The sequence below is a fragment of the Sedimenticola sp. genome, assembly GCF_050289425.1.
GTDB lineage: Bacteria > Pseudomonadota > Gammaproteobacteria > Chromatiales > Chromatiaceae > Sedimenticola.
In genome coordinates this window covers 70,217-86,015 of record NZ_JBNKFS010000005.1, presented here as the reverse complement: position 1 = coordinate 86,015, position 15,799 = coordinate 70,217, and the positions used below count along the sequence as shown (strand labels likewise).

Sequence of the window (15,799 nt, the reverse complement as noted above, 5' to 3'; positions counted from 1 at the left end):
AGAACAACATGCAGCCGTTAACAGCCCATAAGACCCTAAACACCCTCAACAAACCCCTGCCGGTGGCGCGCTATCGTCTGCGCACAATCTGGTCTATCCTGGACACTTGGCAGCAGCGTGCCCGGCAACGCCGTCAGCTGCCGGACCTTAGTGACCGTCATTTGCAGTATATCGGCCTCAGCCGTGCCGATGCCGATGCCGTAGGCGAAGGTAACAAACCGTTCTGGCAAGCCAAGACAGGAATACGCATGCCCCACAGATCCGATATTAAAACCCTGTCACTCACGGCGCTGACCATGATCGCCTTTGCCGCCAACTCCCTGCTGTGTCGTCTGGCCCTGGGCGAGCAGAGCATCGATGCGGCAAGCTTTACCACCTTACGCCTGGCTTCCGGCGCAGCCATGTTGTGGCTGATCCTGCGTACCCGCAAGCCGAGTCAGGCAACACCGTACTCGAGCGACTGGCTGGCGGCTTTGATGCTGTTCCTCTATGCCGCCAGCTTCTCTTTCGCCTATATCACGCTGAGTGCCGGCACCGGCGCCTTGATCCTGTTCGGTGTGGTGCAACTGACCATGTTTTTCTCCGGCCTACGCAGTGGTGAAGCGTTCTCCGGCATCTCCTGGATCGGTCTGGTGGTCGCCTTGGCCGGGCTGGTCTACCTAGTGCTGCCGGGCGTCACTGCCCCGGAACCGGTCGGCGCCCTGCTGATGGCGGTAGCGGGTATCGGCTGGGGGATATACTCGTTAAGAGGACGTGGTGTGGCCAACCCGCTGCAGTCGACGGCCCGCAACTTTCTGCTTACCGTCCCGCTGGGGCTGTTGTTGAGTATCGCCTTTCTCGGAGACTTCCATATCAGCCGTCAAGGCTTGTTCCTGGCCATCACCTCCGGGGCCATCGCTTCGGGACTGGGCTATGTCATCTGGTACGCTGCCTTGCGCGGATTGAAGGCGACCAGTGCCGCCACCGTGCAGCTCTCGGTGCCGGTCATTGCCGCCTTCGGCGGCGTTTTGCTGCTGGCCGAAACGGTAACCCTACGACTGTTGATCGCCTCGGTCGCCATACTGGGTGGCATTGCCATCGTTCTGACCCAACGCCATATCAATAACCCACCACGTTCATAATCCTGAAAAGCGACAACCCCGCTGACCTGTTCGGCTAATCGTCCGCGCGGATATCCCGCTGACGGGCGATAAAGCGCTCGAGCATAGCCTTTGATACCTTTCCCATCTGCCGGGCAACCACCTCTCCCTGCGGGGAGATCAGGAACGAAGTGGGTAATCCGGTAACCGGCCCCAGCACCGTCTGCGCAGACGGCGGCGAAGTCCAGACGGGATAATTGATGCCGACCTCATTGATGAAGAAGATCAACGCTTCCCAATCCAGATCTTCCCTATTGATACCGACGACCACGGCATCGGTCTCTTTGTGCTCGGCGTGAAAGCGGACCAGTTCCGGAATCTCTTCCAGGCAGGGGGTACACCAGGTTGCCCAGTAGTTGACCAACACCCATTTGCCCTGAAACTCGGAGAAATTGTGCACGATACCCTGCGAGTCGCGGAGCGGCAGATCACCCGCCCACACCATGGGTTGATGCAGGAACACCGCCAGCAGCCATCCCATACCTGCCATGATTCTGATGATTGATCCCGTCATCGCGACCCTATTCACCGGACAGCGAGTAGCTTAAGTTGAAGGCCAGCCTGATCGGTAAAGCTAACGCTTGCGGCGAGCGGGGCAACGGCAAGGCCTTTTGCAACGCCGTTCGGGTTGCTTTGTTGAGCAAGCGATGTCCCCCTTCGATTCGCAGATCGGTAATCTGGCTGTTTTCAGCCAGTACAAAACTCACCTTCACTAACCCTTCGATTCCCCGTTTGCGCGCCGGCATCGGATAGTGCTTATACCGCTCGATATGGCGTAGTAACTGCTCAATATAGCTATCTTTCAAACCGGCCCGATCAAGCTGTTGTGGAATTTCCGCCAACGGGAGCGCAGGTGCCTCCATCGGTTGCGTTGCCACCTGCGGCGTCTTTTCTTCGGACACTTCCTCGCGCATTCGATCTAGCGGTTTAATGGGCGGATTTGGTTTGGGTTCCAGCTTCGGTTTCGGCTTCGGCTTCGGTTCCGGCTTTGACTCAGGTTTCGGCTTCGGTTTTGGTTCCGGTTCCGGTTTGAGTTTAGGTTCCGGCGCGGGTTCCGCCATCGGCTCCGGTGCAGAAAAACTGATCCGTACCGAGGTGGGTGTGGGCGGCACAGCCGTTTCGGGTGCCGTCATCACCCGGTTTTGCCACAGATCCATGATTACCAGGATATGGATAACGACCGAGCCGAACAGGGCAAACAGGCGCCAATTAATGTCCCGTGAAATCACGGCTTCTCTGTTTGAATATCCAGGGCATCCGCACCCGCCAGACGGGCGGCATCGATAATCTGTACCGCCTTGCCAAAATTGGCCTGCCGGTCTCCCTTCAACCGTACATATTGCTTTCCGGGAGCATGTAGCGCACCACGCAACACCTCTGTCAATTCGTTCAACGACGTCTTGTTTCCGTCTACCAGCAGTTGTCCATCCGGCGTCAGCACTACTGTTACATACTGATCATTCTCCAGCGGATCGCTGCTGCTGGCCTGTGGCAGTTGGATGTCGATCCGCTCCTCCTCGATAAAATGTGCGGTTAACATAAAAAACACCAGCAGCAGAAATACAATATCGATCAGCGGCGTCAAATTGAGCACCACATTGGAATGGCGCCGTGGTTCACACCCCATCGGTAATCCCTTCCCACTGATGGGGCTGTTCCGAAGCGTCTTGATAGGACGGTACGTTGCATCGACGCTCCAGTAGTAGCGCTATAGTGGTTTCCATCGACTGATTGCGGCGCTCAACCGCACCCTCGAGAAAATGCAGTAAGATAAGCAGCGGAATAGCCACCGCCAGTCCCACGCCGGTAGTGATCATCGCTTCCCAAATACCGCCCGCCAATGCCTGCGCATCCACCTTGCCTCCGGCCTGTTCGATCACCATGAACGCCTTGATCATACCGGTGATGGTCCCCAGCAAGCCCAGTAGGGGCGCCGTATTGCCTAGAATACCCAGCGTGCGTAATCCGTACTCCATGCGCTGCAGCTCATGGCCTCTCACACGATTGCCCACGCTACGGAGATCTTCCACCCCTTTGCTGTCCGCTGAAATAACCGCGGCTACAATGCGGTACTCGGGTCCTGACCTGGCTCCCGACTCGCCCAACTCCCTCGGATGATCCAGCAGGCGCCCCAGCTGATCCTGCAATGATTGCGGCAATCTGCGCTGCCTTAGGAACAGCAAGGAGCGCTCCAGGACTATGGCCAAACCGATCGCCGAATAGCCGATCAGAATCCAGACTACCGGACCGCCTTTCGTTATCAACTCCGCCATGTTCATGGTGCTATCCACCCCAACGCCGTGCCCGTCCCCATCAATAGCAGCAATCCCACACTGGCGTTTTCCAGAACACTCCCCCAGCGACTCATATGCTGTTTTAGTTGCTGGCCAAAGTGGGCCACGCCCAAGGTAAATATCAGCGTAGGGACAAACACCGCTCCGATACCAAAACCGACTCCGAGCAGCATTCCCGCCTTGGCGCTACCTGTTGTGGCCGCGGCCAGCATCACCGTACTGAGTGGTGCGCAGGGATTCAGCGCCATGCCCGCCCCCATGAGAAACAGACCACTGGGCAGTGCACCGGCTAACTCCGTGGGAACGGGTGGCGCCACCGCCATCGAACGGGCGTTTCGATGACCGGCGCGGCAACCCGAGTTCCGCTTATACCTCCGCCAGATCAATGAAAAAGCTACCGCCAGCGTGGCGCCTCCCAATATCCAGCGCACCCATGGAGCGGCGATCCAGTCCTGAACCATCAAGCCAAGCAAGCCGGAAAAGGTACCCAGCAGCGCATAACCGCTCAGTCGCCCTGCCGAGAACGGCAACAGAATATGCCACGCCTTGCTGACTCCATCTCCGGTGGCCACAAACACCGGTCCCAGATAGGGCAGGCAGGCGATATTGCAGGGTCCCGAACCAAATCCCAACCCCAGCAAAAACACAGCACTGAAACTGAGTACCACCGGTTCAAGCGGCATCATGGCTCCGTCACTCCGTGCGGTTTTGACTTGGCAAGTCGCGAACGCAATGTGTTCTTTTCCCAAGCGGTCTGGGCTTTTTTACGTACTTTGAAATAGCGCGGATCGGCACTGAACAACGGGAATGTGGCATATTTCAGCTTCAGCACATCCTTGTCCGGACAAAACTCCACACAGCGCCCACAAAGCGTACAGTCTTCAAAAGTCACATCCTGCTTGACCATCTCCGTATGGATCTCTTTGATATCCATCGGACACGCCTTGGCGCACAGCCCGCATTTACCGCAGCGGGGAGAAGCCTGTTTGACCAAGCGCAGCAGGCCCACCTTCCTGAACACGGCATGCAGCGCCAACATGGGGCAGATACGACAGAAGGGTTGGCGAACCGTCAGCGCCAGCGCCAGCATCAGACCAAACAGGAAATCGGCAATCAGCGAAAAGATGATCGTCGTGGTACTCGCCGTATCCACCACCAATTCACTGGCATCACCGTTGGCCAAAGTGGTTAGGATCCGGCTGGGACAGATCTTGCAGAACGGGTCCCCCAGGTCATGATTGAGATAACCCAGACCGGTCAGCAGGGGAAAACCGAACACCAGGAGACCGAGAACCGCCCACTTTACCGGTCGCATCTTCTGCACCAGTCGTGGATCCACGGATTCGATCCGCTGCAATCCCAACTTCTGACCGATTAGCTTAATCAGTTCCTGGAAAGTACCGAGGGGACAGATCCAGCCACAGAACGCCTTATTCAGGACGACGAAAAAAACCAGGAATGTACCCAGTGTAATCAGTGTTGGCAGCAACGCCTTGAGCACATCGCCACCCTCGCTAATTACCGGCCCAAGCCGGTGATCCATCTGATGCTGAAAGGGAATCAGTGTGCAGATATCGGACCCGTTCAAATCGTAGGCACAACTTAACGCCGGCAGTGCACCGCTGATCTTGTCTGCCAAATAATAGGCGCCCAGGCCACTGCCATACACCAACAGGAGAAACGCACTGAGTTGAACCAATTTGCGCAGGAGTGACAGGTTTTTCAGCGGATTCATTGCGTCCCCCTCCCCTTGTTGCGGGCAACCCGCCTGGTTACCAGGCCGCCAAAGATGAATCCGGCGCCGGCCACGGCGAAACCCCAAGGTTTTGACTGCCAATGTTCGGGAGACAGCCGATACGCCGCCGTCAAGGCGCTGGTGTAGTGGACCGCATCGGCCTGGTATTCGGTCTGGATACTTAGTTCCGCACTGCGTAGGTCCCGCTGCCCAGCAATCACATCCGGGAAGTCGTCTGGTATGGTCAGTACTACGCGCCCCACATCATCCGAGGTCGCCGTGACCAGGCTGCCATGGCTGGTCTGCAGCGTGACGGCTTGATTAGCCAAGGGCTGTTGCCGATAACGCACAATAAACCCCGCTTCGGCACCTGAGTAGTAACGGTGATGCTCCCGGGGTATCGGGTCGGGCACAATCTCCAGTGGCGTCTTTACCGCTGTCGTGAGTTTGCGCGGGCTTTCGCCGCTGGGTTTGCCTCGTAGATACTCGTAGCGAACCAGAGCATCAAATGAACGACCCCAGTCCCGCTCCACCACCACCGCATGGTAGTTATCCATGCCGGTTGGTGGCAGCGTCACCCGGCCCATCTTTGCGGTGAGAGGACGGGTACTCAAGTCCGGCTTCCATAACGTCACTACCGCTCCTTCCGCATTAACCAACACCAGTTTTTTTGCTCCGCGCTGATGCGACATGGCCGGCATCGCCTGTTTTTTCCCGGCTATCTCTTCCTTATGGGCGGTCTGTGCATAGGCGATATCGATTGTGTTGACGGCCAGTAGCATCAACCCCACACCAAGCCAGCGACAATTCACGGAGATCATTGGGCATCCCCTTAAAAACGGTAGGTATAGGTCAGCATGGCGGCCCGGGGGGCACCGGCATAGTAGGTCTTATTGCCACTGGTATCCTTCTTCACTTCAGTGGCGTAACGCTTGTCGAACAGGTTATCCACATTGAGCGAAATGGCGTGGGGACCCGTTTCATAACCGACCATCAGACTGGTGAGAAAATCGTAACCGTCATACTTTTCCGTATTAGCGTTATCCATGTAGTAACTGCCCCAACTGTCAGTCTGGAGACGTGCCTTAAAGCCGGATGGATGATCGTAATCCAGGCTCAGACTGAATTGATGATTGGGCACGAAGGGCGTCTGATTCCCGGAGCGATCCACGGCATTCAACGTTGCACCGGTTCTGACCAGTTCCTTGAAATCCTCAAACCGGTAATCACTGTAGGCGTAGTTGGCGCCCAGCCAAAAATACCGGCCCAGTGCCACCTTGCCGCTCAACTCCAAACCCTTTTTCAAGGTTTCACCGGCATTCTGAAATTCGCTCTGTCCGCTGGGCTGTAGAACGGACACAATTTCATCACTGACGGTGGTCCGGTAAACGGACAGATCCAGCGACCAATCCTTTGCTCTGGCTTTAAGACCGACCTCCATGTTGGTCGCCGTCGCCGCGTCCAGGTTGGGATTGCTCTGTATCTCAGACTCGGAGGGTACTTGACCGGACTGCGCAACCATGCCGTAAAGGCTATAGGTGCGATTCAAGGCATACGTAGCACCCAGTTTGGGAGAAAAGAGATCGAAGGTGGCATCGGTTTTGGTCGTAACCGGCATGGCAAAAGTACTGTAGCTTTTCGTACTCCAGCTATATTCGCCGTAGGCTATCTCTTCGATATCGAAATTCATCCGGTCAAAACGAAACCCGGCATCGATGGTCAATCTGTCGGTGGGGCGTACCGTCTCCTGCATGAACAAACCAAACAGGGTGTTGGCCGCATCTTCCGTGGATAACAAGCTCCCCTTGCGATCTGATAACGTGCGTACGATTTGATCCACCACCGGCGCCGGACCCGGTGGGTCATACGGTGTGGTGACGATATCGGCATACCGATACTTTTCCGCACCATCGGTTTTATCCAGACGCGCCGTCACACCGCCGACCAGGGTGCTTACACCCAGCAGATTATGTTTATAGGCAAACTCAATATCTGTGCCCAATACGTTGGTGCCGGGGTTGTCATTGATTGCGCCCGTCACCGGGTGATAGTGATCCCAATTATTGAAGTAGACGCGGGGTTTGAAAACCAGGTTGCCAAACTCTTGTTCGTAGCGACTGTTAAAAAACCAGATAGTCGAGTAACGCCCACTGTTCTGCCATTGACTACTGGTGTTACGTTGTTCACCACTTGACCGATACGCTTCAAACTCACTTTCGGTCAACGACGCGGGTAACTGCAAGTCTGCCTGTGAGTAGCTCAGTTCCGTCTCTAGCGTGGCGCCGTTTTCCAGCATCAAACCATGCTTCAAACTTAATTGCTGGGTATCGAACTCATTCCATTCCCGCCACCCGTTATCCGCCGCCCGGTGCGAGCCGGTCACTAATACGGTGTTGCTGTCGTTCAACTCCTGACTGTAGCGAAAATGCAGGTTCTCCTGCCCCTCTTCGCCGATCCCGACTTTTACCCGATTACCATCCACGTCGAAGACCGACTTGGAGATAATCTGGATCGTACCGCCCGATGAACCGCTGCCATACAGTGAACCGGGCCCTTTGGTAATCTCAATACGCTCAATATCCTGGGTATCGATAAAATCGAAGCGCGAGAAGCTATCCGGGTCGGTCATCGGTACACCGTCACGAATCACCATGATTTCACGCACACCGTAATTGGCCTTTTGTCCGGCACCGCGAATGATCAAACGTGAAGAGTAACCGCCGCTGTTTGAATCGATCAGCACGCCGGGAGTGCCCCGGACGGCATCTTTGATATTTTGCATCTTCTCGGCATCGATACGCTTGGCATCCACGACATTGATTGCCGCCGGCACCTCTTTGGTTCCGCGCGCTATGCGCGACGCCGTCACACTAATGGTGTCCACCGCATCATCCGCAAGCGCATCGGTATCGTCGCTCTGGGTATCCACGGCATAGAGGGCGTGACTGACGACTAACAAGGAAAAGGTTAAGGTGGATTTGAGAAGATGGTTATATTTATTGATAGGCATAACTGCTTTGCAACCTGTCGGAATGACCAAGGGGAGGCACAAGCGGATCAATACAATTACCCGCTGGCACACGAAACTTCCGCTGCCGGTGACCGATAATTCCCTTTAAATTTCACGGTTGAATTGTAAGGGGCCGAGAAGGGGATGTTCAGCGAGATTTTCCCGGCCACTTTACGAACGCAGGTAGTTATTACTTACTATTCATTAACTTAGTAAAAAACACCTGTGGTTACTTTATGTCGCGCTGGGTTAAACAACCCACTGAATGGGTTAATTGGCACAAATAATCGCGGCTTACATGCCGCAACGACTCCATCTCAAGAGGCCATCGCTGCGGGAAAATAACGGATTAAGACAACCAGGGTGTATCTGAAATCTGTTTTTATATATTTATATCCATATATAATTGGCGCATGAAACTTGACCCAAACCAACTCCTCAGCGCGCTTGCCGATCAGACAAGACTGCGTGTCGTTAATTTGCTCAGCCACGCGGGCGAACTCTGTGTGTGCGATCTGGTCAGTGCGCTGGAGTCGCATCAGCCAAAGATATCCCGCCACCTGAAGACCCTGCGCGACACCGGTTTGATCAATGCCAGAAGGGATGGAACTTGGATGCATTACCGAATGAACCCGGAACTGCCTACCTGGAGCAGCCAGGCCATTACCCATCTGCTGAACGGCTGCGAAACCAAAAAACCCTATACCGATGACCGGCGTCGCCTGGCTGAAACAGCCGGCACAACCTGCTGCAACTGACCGGCCACGCTGTCATATCCGGGAAATATCACAACGATAACATATGGAATAACATATATTTCTGATAATCTTTAAATACCCGACAAACAACGGTTCGACAAAACTGACAGGACTATCCCCATGGCACGCGCACATCACGTTGATCACTCACATCGATCCATTGATCCAACCTTCCGGAACACCAAACCATGAATGCACGTATCGGTATCAACGGGTTTGGACGCATGGGAAGGCTCGGATTACGCGTCGCCTGGGGCCATGACAAATTGGAGTTCGTTCGAATTAACGAGATCGCCGGCGATGCCGCCTGCTCGGCGCATCTTTTAAAATTCGACTCTATCCATGGTCAGTTTGCCGCCCGCTGTGAAGGAAACGGCGATTACCTGTCCGTGGACGACCAACCGATCGCCTACAGCCGCCACCCGGAGATCGCCGCTGTCGATTGGTCCGGGTGCGACATCGTGATCGAGGCGACCGGACGGCACCATAAACAACCGGCCAGCCTCGACGCCTATTTTCGACAGGGGGTGAAAAAGGTCATCGTTGCGGCGCCGACCGAAGGGGCATTGAATCTGGTCTACGGCATCAACGACCACCTTTACGATCCCAAGCGGCACCATCTGCTGACCGCAGCTTCCTGCACCACCAACTGCCTGGCACCGGTCATCAAGGTGCTGCATGAACGGATCGGCATCCTGCACGGTTGCATGACTACCATCCACGACATCACCAACACCCAGACCATCATCGACAAAGGCCACAAGGATCTGCGCCGTGCCCGCGCCTGAGGCAGTTCGCTGATTCCCACCAGCACCGGGTCGGCCAAGGCGATTGGCAAGATCTTCCCGGAACTGGAAGGACGCCTGAATGGTTTGGCGGTACGGGTGCCGCTGCTCAACGCCTCATTGACCGATCTGGTGGTGGAGACAGCACGACCGGTCGAAGTCGACGAGGTCAATGGGTATTTTCGTGAAGCCGCCGCAGGGGAGCTCAACGGCATCCTCGGCTACGAGGAGCGCCCGCTGGTCTCCAGCGATTACCGCGGCGATCCCCGTTCCGCCATTGTCGACGCGCTATCCACCCTGGTTATCGACGGCACCCAGGTAAAGGTCTACGCCTGGTATGACAATGAGTGGGGTTATGTAAACCGACTGATTGATCTGGCGACAAAGGTCGCTGCAAGCTTGAGGTAAAAAATAGCCGCGAGGAGCGATACAGGGACGTACCGTTTACGGACCTGAGGATGGAATGAACATGAATACACGCAAAGGGTTATAAGGATGAATCGTGCTCGATTCAAAGGGGAGGTCTATCTCCAAAAACGAGTGGTGGTCGCTGGAATCAAAAACGAAGCGGCTTTAACAAAAAGCATTATTCGTGTTCATTTGCGTTCATTCGCGGCTAATTTTTGATGGACAAACCAAAACGCAAAGAATGAACTGATGCCACCCACATCAAACTTCACACCCCGCACCTCACACTTCCACTACCTGGTGGTTACCGCCGGCTATTGGGCCTTCACGATCACCGACGGCGCTATCCGCATGCTGGTTGTGCTCCATTTCCACCTACTCGGTTATTCGCCGTTTGAAGTGGCGATGCTGTTCCTGTTTTACGAGTTCTTCGGCATTGTGACCAATCTGGTGGGTGGCTGGCTAGGGGCGCGCATCGGTCTCAATCTCACCATGCAGATCGGTATGGGACTGCAGGTGCTGGCTCTCAGCGCCCTGATGGCGCCGGACAGTTGGCTCAGTGTCGCCTATGTTATGGCTGCCCAGGCCCTCTCCGGCATCGCCAAGGACCTGAACAAGATGTCGGCCAAGGCCTCGGTCAAGACACTGGTAAGCAGCGACCGGGAGTCCCAGTTGTTCCGATGGGTAGCGCTGCTCACCGGCTCCAAGAATGCATTGAAGGGTGGCGGCTTCTTCCTCGGCGCGCTGCTGCTGGAACAGTTAGGCTTCCGTAGCGCCCTCGGCACGCTGGCCGGCCTGCTGGCGCTGGTATTGCTCATCACTGCCCTACTGCTGCCGACCGGGGTCGGCAAGATGAAGGCAAAACCGAAATTCACTCAGGTGTTTTCCACCATCCCCGCCATCAACCGGTTATCGGCGGCACGTTTTTTTCTGTTCGGTTCACGGGACATCTGGTTCGTGGTCGGGCTACCGGTCTTCCTTTACGAGACACTGGCCTGGTCCTTCATGCAGATCGGCAGCTTTATGTCGTTATGGGTCATCGGCTATGGCGTGGTACAAGCCAGCGCCCCCCGCCTGCTGCGACAACAGGGCAACGGCGGGCTAGCCCGTTTCTGGGCCTTTGCCCTGGCCCTGTCACCGGCCTTGATGGCGGTTGCGCTAATGCGGGGCGGCACACCCGCACCGATCCTGATCATCGGTCTGATTCTGTTCGGTATCCTGTTTGCCATCAACTCGGCCCTGCACTCTTATCTGATCCTCGCCTACTCCGATCACGACCGGGTGGCGATGAATGTGGGCTTCTATTACATGGCCAATGCGGGCGGGCGTCTGGTCGGCACGATCGGCTCCGGTTGGCTCTATCAACAGTATGGCTTGACCGGCTGTCTCTGGGGCTCCACCCTGTTTGTCCTGCTGGCCGCACTGATCTCATCCGGCTTACCGGATCTTAAGCGTCAGTCAGTTTAACCGGTACCGCTATACCCACAAGGTTTATAGGTTGTTATCATTCCACCCGTCATCCAAGCTCTGAATCGAAATGGTCCGCCACGATCGGCGACTCACCGTCCTACAAGCAAACGAAGCCATGAAGCCGCTCCTCATCGTCAGTCACGTCGCCTGCAGTCGCCCCGGTTATCTGTGTGATTACCTGGACCAGCGGAGTGTGGGCTATCAGCGTTTCAGTATCGAATCGGACGAGCCGTTACCGTCCGCCAATGAATTGTCCGGGGTCGTTCTGTTGGGCGCCCCGATCAGCGTCAACAGCAACCAGGACTGGATCGACCGGGAGATCGCCTTGGTGCACGATTGCACCGAACGGGAGATACCGGTATTCGGCATCTGCTTTGGCGGGCAGCTGATCAGCAAGGCGTTCGGTGGCGAGGTATATACCGCCCCCTCTCTGCAGATCGGCTGGCATCCGATCTCGATCACGGAACAGGCCCGGAAACTGTTTAACGGCAATCCGATACCGGAAAGCTTCAACGCCTTCGAGTGGCACGAAGAGACCTTTACCCTGCCCAGCGGCGCCATCCCGCTGTTCAACGACGGCTGTGTCGGCAATCAGGGATTTCTGCATCGGGGCTGTCTGGCAGTGCAGTTTCACCCGGAAGTGACAGAGGAGATTGTTGCAGAGTGGGTGGGACGCTATGAAGCCTGTGTCGACAACCCTACCCTTTGCATCCAGGACCGAAGCAATATTCTGGATGAACTGCCGCAAAAGCTCACGGCCATGCGGCAAATGACGGATAACCTATTTGACTGGTGGCTCTGCCAGGTCGGCGTGACGACCAATTCCCGATAAACTACCTGGGTACTTTTCCCGCCCGGGGCTAGCGGAGACGGCAGTTTCGGTTAGAATGCAGCCTTGTCGCGCTTTCGTGAACCCATAAATTTCGGACGATACCCCCCCGGATATCGTCTTCAAATCTGATAATCAGCAGGACTACAGTTATGCAATTTCGCCCGTTCAATCCCCCTGTCCGCACCCTGATGGGCCCCGGTCCGTCCGACGTCCACCCGCGTATCCTGGAGGCCATGTCCCGGCCCACCATCGGCCATCTGGATCCGGCTTTCATCCAGATGATGGAGGAGGTGAAAGCGCTGCTGCAGTACGCCTTCCAGACCAAAAATGAACTCACCATGCCGGTCTCCGCTCCCGGTTCCGCCGGCATGGAAACCTGTTTCGCCAATCTGGTGGAACCGGGTGACACCGTGATCGTCTGCCAGAACGGCGTATTCGGCGGCCGCATGAAAGAGAACGTAGAGCGTTGCGGCGGTAATGCCATCATGGTGGAAGACACCTGGGGTGAGGCGGTCGACGCCAACAAACTGGAGGCGGCCCTGAAGGCCAATCCGGATGCCCGTATCGTCGCCTTTGTGCACGCCGAAACCTCTACCGGCGCCCAGTCCGATGCGGAAACCCTGGTCAAGCTGGCGCATCAGTACAACTGCCTCACCATTGTGGATGCCGTCACCTCCCTGGGCGGCACGCCGGTCAAGGTGGACGAGTGGGATATCGACGCCATCTACTCCGGCACCCAGAAGTGCCTCTCCTGTACGCCCGGCCTGTCGCCGGTCAGCTTCAGCGAGCGCGCCCTGGAAAAGATCCGCAACCGCCAACAGAAGGTGCAGAGCTGGTTCATGGACCTCAACTTGGTGATGGGTTACTGGGGTGGCGGTGCCAAGCGCGCCTACCACCACACCGCACCGATCAATGCCCTGTACGGTCTGCATGAAGCGCTGTTGATGCTACAGGAAGAGGGTCTGGAGAATGCCTGGGCGCGTCACCGGAAAAACCACTTGGCATTGCGGGCCGGCCTGGAAGCGATGGGGCTCACCTTTATCGTCAAGGAAGCCGATCGCTTGCCCCAGCTCAACGCCGTCTCGATCCCCGACGGCGTGGACGACGCCGCGGTCCGCAGCCGTCTGCTCAATGAATACAACCTGGAGCTCGGCGCCGGCCTCGGTGCCCTGGCCGGTAAAGTGTGGCGTATCGGGTTGATGGGACACGCCAGCCGTTCCGAGAACATCCTGCTCTGCATCGGCGCCCTGGAAGCGGTGCTCGCCGACATGGGGGCCGACATCAATCAGGGCGTGGCACTGGCGGCCATGCAGCAGGCACTGGATTAAACACCGGTTGATACGGTTCGCGCTCACCTCTTCTCGCAACTGAGGTGAGCGCGAACTGCTCCACCACCGCTGCTAAGCGGTCACGCTGTTTTTCTCAAACGCTTCGCGGTGCAGGTTGATAAAGCGGATATCCTGCGGATAAGGGAATACATCGACATGGATTCCGCGACCGATCTCCAACTGGCGTTCGCGCCAGTACTGGGCGTCAAACAGATCGGGATGCAGCTCCAATAACGTCTTGCGAATCAGCGGGCTGGCGCTGAGGAAGGTGAGGAACTCTTCCGGAAAGACATCATCTTCGGCGACGGAATACCAGGGTTCGCTGCTCATCTCATCCTCAGGGGTACGCGGCGCCGGAATCTGACGGAAGTTACACTCGGTCATCTTGCAGATTTCGTCATAATCGTAAAACACAACCTTGCCCTGGTGGGTCACACCGAAGTTCTTGAACAGCAGATCGCCGGGGAAGATATCTGCCGCCATCAGCTGTTTGATCGCCAATCCCCAATCATCCAGCATGGTCCGGGTCGTCTCCGGCGAGCCGTCCGCCAGGCAGATATCCAGCGGCGTCATGCGGTGCTCGATATAGAGGTGATTGATAATCACATTGTCGCCATCCATCTCCAGTTGCGATGGAATCGACTCTTCCAGCTCCGCCATGAGGGCCGGATCGATGCGATCCCGGGGAAACGCGGTCTTGGAGAACTCCAGGGTATCCGCCATGCGTCCCACCCGGTCATGCAGTTTCACCTGCAGGTAACGCTCTTTCACCTGGGCATGGGTAATATTCTTTTGCGGCGCGAATCGGTCCCGGATCACTTTGAACACAAACGGGTAGGAGGGGAGCGTGAACACCATCATCACCAATCCCCGCACACCCGGCGCCACGATAAACCGGTCATTGCTGTTTTGCAGATGACTCAATAAATCCCGGTAAAATTCATTCTTGGCCTGTTTGTGAAAACCGATACTCATATAGAGTTCGGCCAGCGGCTTATTGGGCATGATGGTCTGCAGGAAACTGACGGTGGCCGCCGGAATCGAGTTATTGGCCATAAAATAGGCGCGGGCAAAACTGAACAGCGCCTCCACCTCTTCGTTGGTGGTGAGCAAGCTGTCGACAAAAATGCTTCCCTGGTAATTGAGCAGCGGCAGCACCAGCGGCTGCACGGTTTCACCGCACACCACCCGGCCGATCAGGTACGCCGCCTTGTTGCGGTAAAACGGCGCCTCCAGCACATCGATACGCAAACCGTCGTCCGGGTGCTGTCCGAAAGGTGAGCGGGTGCGGAAGGCGTTGGCGATGTGGCGGATATCGCGCTCCATATCCTGATACGGAATCCTGAAGTAGAAGCCGGAGAGGATTTCGCGCAGACAGGTTTCCAGGCCGCCGTCTTTCAGGTGGAACGACATATAAACCCGGTCCCGCCGGGTCAGCTCCTCCCGATCCACGCCGGATTCGATAAAGATCTTGTCATTATCGAAATACTGACGATCGAACATTTTGCAGAAAACGGAGTTATAGAAGGTTTCGGCCAACTCCGGGCGCCGATAATTGACCAGAAACTGCTGGTACTGGGCCTTGACCTGCTGCCACAGGGCGTCATCCACCTGGGACACGTCGAACGTAGAGCGTACCTTACTGATCGCCTCCTGTACGCGACGGTCATAAAAACTGATCCGGTCCACCGACGCCTGCCTGATGGCCTCCCAATCGGCTTGTTCAAAGCTTTGCCGCACCTGTCGGGTAATCTCCTGAAAAAAGGAGAAATGACGTTCAAAACCGGTAAAGATAGTACGGGCAAGCTGCTGTGCGAGATCTGTCATGTACCCATACTCCTGTAAACACGGGCCCGGATCAAATTGATTTACTACCGTTTTTTGACTCAATGCACTCATTTCGATCCACCCGTAAACGCCATCGACACCGATGATTTCGTCCACCATCTGATCGACCGCATCGAACAAAGCGCATTGCGGTACTTAGGGAAGCCCGGTTATGCGCCATTTTAGCGGCTGAAACACGCTGGTGGACTTATG

General features: G+C 56.2%; 14 protein-coding genes and 1 pseudogene. 6 read left to right on the top strand and 9 right to left on the bottom strand.

Annotated elements, in window-relative coordinates:
• Nucleotides 1–8 precede the first annotated feature (8 nt).
• Complete coding sequence (locus tag ACQY5R_RS04830) at nucleotides 9–1,121, top strand: EamA family transporter (RefSeq protein WP_428605208.1); 1,113 nt, start codon at nucleotides 9–11, stop codon at nucleotides 1,119–1,121.
• A gap of 34 nt (nucleotides 1,122–1,155) precedes the next feature.
• On the opposite strand, the gene ACQY5R_RS04825 is transcribed toward ACQY5R_RS04830, so the two are convergent.
• Genes ACQY5R_RS04825 through ACQY5R_RS04790 form a run of 8 tightly spaced genes read right to left on the bottom strand, consistent with a single transcriptional unit; the run spans nucleotide 1,156 to nucleotide 8,178 of the window.
• A complete protein-coding gene (locus tag ACQY5R_RS04825) occupies nucleotides 1,156–1,629 on the bottom strand; it encodes a TlpA family protein disulfide reductase (RefSeq protein ID WP_428605206.1) in 474 nt (157 codons plus the stop codon).
• A gap of 31 nt (nucleotides 1,630–1,660) precedes the next feature.
• The gene (locus ACQY5R_RS04820; protein ID WP_428605203.1) at nucleotides 1,661–2,368 is read right to left on the bottom strand and encodes an energy transducer TonB; all 708 of its coding nucleotides are present in this window, start codon (nucleotides 2,366–2,368) and stop codon (nucleotides 1,661–1,663) included.
• Nucleotides 2,365–2,766, bottom strand: coding sequence for an ExbD/TolR family protein (locus ACQY5R_RS04815; protein WP_428605200.1), 402 nt, complete (start codon nucleotides 2,764–2,766; stop codon nucleotides 2,365–2,367). The genes ACQY5R_RS04820 and ACQY5R_RS04815 overlap by 4 nt, the downstream gene beginning before the upstream one ends.
• The gene (locus ACQY5R_RS04810; RefSeq protein ID WP_428605198.1) at nucleotides 2,756–3,418 is read right to left on the bottom strand and encodes a MotA/TolQ/ExbB proton channel family protein; all 663 of its coding nucleotides are present in this window, start codon (nucleotides 3,416–3,418) and stop codon (nucleotides 2,756–2,758) included. The genes ACQY5R_RS04815 and ACQY5R_RS04810 overlap by 11 nt, the downstream gene beginning before the upstream one ends.
• Nucleotides 3,415–4,119: a sulfite exporter TauE/SafE family protein gene (locus ACQY5R_RS04805; RefSeq protein ID WP_428605196.1), complete on the bottom strand. Its 705-nt coding sequence runs from the start codon at nucleotides 4,117–4,119 to the stop codon at nucleotides 3,415–3,417. Before ACQY5R_RS04805 ends, ACQY5R_RS04810 begins: the two co-directional genes overlap by 4 nt.
• A complete protein-coding gene (locus ACQY5R_RS04800; RefSeq protein ID WP_428605194.1) occupies nucleotides 4,116–5,168 on the bottom strand; it encodes a 4Fe-4S binding protein in 1,053 nt (350 codons plus the stop codon). Before ACQY5R_RS04800 ends, ACQY5R_RS04805 begins: the two co-directional genes overlap by 4 nt.
• On the bottom strand, nucleotides 5,165–5,989 hold the full coding sequence (locus tag ACQY5R_RS04795; protein WP_428605192.1) for a hypothetical protein: 825 nt from the start codon (nucleotides 5,987–5,989) through the stop codon (nucleotides 5,165–5,167). The genes ACQY5R_RS04800 and ACQY5R_RS04795 overlap by 4 nt, the downstream gene beginning before the upstream one ends.
• Nucleotides 5,990–6,000: 11 nt before the next feature.
• Nucleotides 6,001–8,178, bottom strand: coding sequence for a TonB-dependent receptor (locus tag ACQY5R_RS04790; RefSeq protein ID WP_428605190.1), 2,178 nt, complete (start codon nucleotides 8,176–8,178; stop codon nucleotides 6,001–6,003).
• A 413-nt stretch (nucleotides 8,179–8,591) separates the two neighbouring features.
• On the opposite strand from ACQY5R_RS04790, the gene ACQY5R_RS04785 reads away from it, so the two are divergent.
• The 5 genes and pseudogenes from ACQY5R_RS04785 (at nucleotide 8,592) to ACQY5R_RS04765 (ending at nucleotide 13,759) form a co-directional block, all read left to right on the top strand.
• Nucleotides 8,592–8,936, top strand: a complete 345-nt coding sequence (locus ACQY5R_RS04785; RefSeq protein WP_428605188.1) for a metalloregulator ArsR/SmtB family transcription factor — start codon at nucleotides 8,592–8,594, stop codon at nucleotides 8,934–8,936.
• Nucleotides 8,937–9,124: 188 nt separating this feature from the next.
• Nucleotides 9,125–10,129 (top strand): annotated as a pseudogene (locus ACQY5R_RS04780) (ArsJ-associated glyceraldehyde-3-phosphate dehydrogenase).
• Between the two features lie 249 nt (nucleotides 10,130–10,378).
• Entirely contained in the window at nucleotides 10,379–11,596 is a 1,218-nt protein-coding gene (gene arsJ, locus ACQY5R_RS04775) for an organoarsenical effux MFS transporter ArsJ (protein WP_428605186.1), read from the top strand.
• A 118-nt stretch (nucleotides 11,597–11,714) separates the two neighbouring features.
• Nucleotides 11,715–12,431 carry a type 1 glutamine amidotransferase gene (locus ACQY5R_RS04770; protein ID WP_428605184.1) on the top strand — a complete coding sequence of 239 codons (717 nt, stop codon included), beginning with the start codon at nucleotides 11,715–11,717 and terminating at the stop codon, nucleotides 12,429–12,431.
• 149 nt (nucleotides 12,432–12,580) lie between these two features.
• Nucleotides 12,581–13,759: a pyridoxal-phosphate-dependent aminotransferase family protein gene (locus tag ACQY5R_RS04765; RefSeq protein ID WP_428605181.1), complete on the top strand. Its 1,179-nt coding sequence runs from the start codon at nucleotides 12,581–12,583 to the stop codon at nucleotides 13,757–13,759.
• A 72-nt stretch (nucleotides 13,760–13,831) separates the two neighbouring features.
• Here ACQY5R_RS04765 and aceK read toward each other — a convergent pair whose 3' ends face one another.
• Nucleotides 13,832–15,586 carry a bifunctional isocitrate dehydrogenase kinase/phosphatase gene (aceK, locus tag ACQY5R_RS04760; protein ID WP_428605179.1) on the bottom strand — a complete coding sequence of 585 codons (1,755 nt, stop codon included), beginning with the start codon at nucleotides 15,584–15,586 and terminating at the stop codon, nucleotides 13,832–13,834.
• Nucleotides 15,587–15,799: the final 213 nt, after the last annotated feature.

What these genes read in the sequence shown, in the direction of transcription:
- ACQY5R_RS04800 (WP_428605194.1), bottom strand. Translation starts at nt 5,168, where the DNA reads ATGAATCCGCTGAAAAACCTGTCACTCCTGCGCAAATTGGTTCAACTC.
- ACQY5R_RS04790 (WP_428605190.1), bottom strand. Translation starts at nt 8,178, where the DNA reads ATGCCTATCAATAAATATAACCATCTTCTCAAATCCACCTTAACCTTT.
- ACQY5R_RS04795 (WP_428605192.1), bottom strand. Translation starts at nt 5,989, where the DNA reads ATGATCTCCGTGAATTGTCGCTGGCTTGGTGTGGGGTTGATGCTACTG.
- ACQY5R_RS04785 (WP_428605188.1), top strand. Translation starts at nt 8,592, where the DNA reads ATGAAACTTGACCCAAACCAACTCCTCAGCGCGCTTGCCGATCAGACA.
- ACQY5R_RS04825 (WP_428605206.1), bottom strand. Translation starts at nt 1,629, where the DNA reads ATGGCAGGTATGGGATGGCTGCTGGCGGTGTTCCTGCATCAACCCATG.
- ACQY5R_RS04765 (WP_428605181.1), top strand. Translation starts at nt 12,581, where the DNA reads ATGCAATTTCGCCCGTTCAATCCCCCTGTCCGCACCCTGATGGGCCCC.
- ACQY5R_RS04810 (WP_428605198.1), bottom strand. Translation starts at nt 3,418, where the DNA reads ATGAACATGGCGGAGTTGATAACGAAAGGCGGTCCGGTAGTCTGGATT.
- ACQY5R_RS04770 (WP_428605184.1), top strand. Translation starts at nt 11,715, where the DNA reads ATGAAGCCGCTCCTCATCGTCAGTCACGTCGCCTGCAGTCGCCCCGGT.
- aceK (WP_428605179.1), bottom strand. Translation starts at nt 15,586, where the DNA reads ATGACAGATCTCGCACAGCAGCTTGCCCGTACTATCTTTACCGGTTTT.
- arsJ (WP_428605186.1), top strand. Translation starts at nt 10,379, where the DNA reads ATGCCACCCACATCAAACTTCACACCCCGCACCTCACACTTCCACTAC.
- ACQY5R_RS04830 (WP_428605208.1), top strand. Translation starts at nt 9, where the DNA reads ATGCAGCCGTTAACAGCCCATAAGACCCTAAACACCCTCAACAAACCC.
- ACQY5R_RS04815 (WP_428605200.1), bottom strand. Translation starts at nt 2,766, where the DNA reads ATGGGGTGTGAACCACGGCGCCATTCCAATGTGGTGCTCAATTTGACG.
- ACQY5R_RS04805 (WP_428605196.1), bottom strand. Translation starts at nt 4,119, where the DNA reads ATGATGCCGCTTGAACCGGTGGTACTCAGTTTCAGTGCTGTGTTTTTG.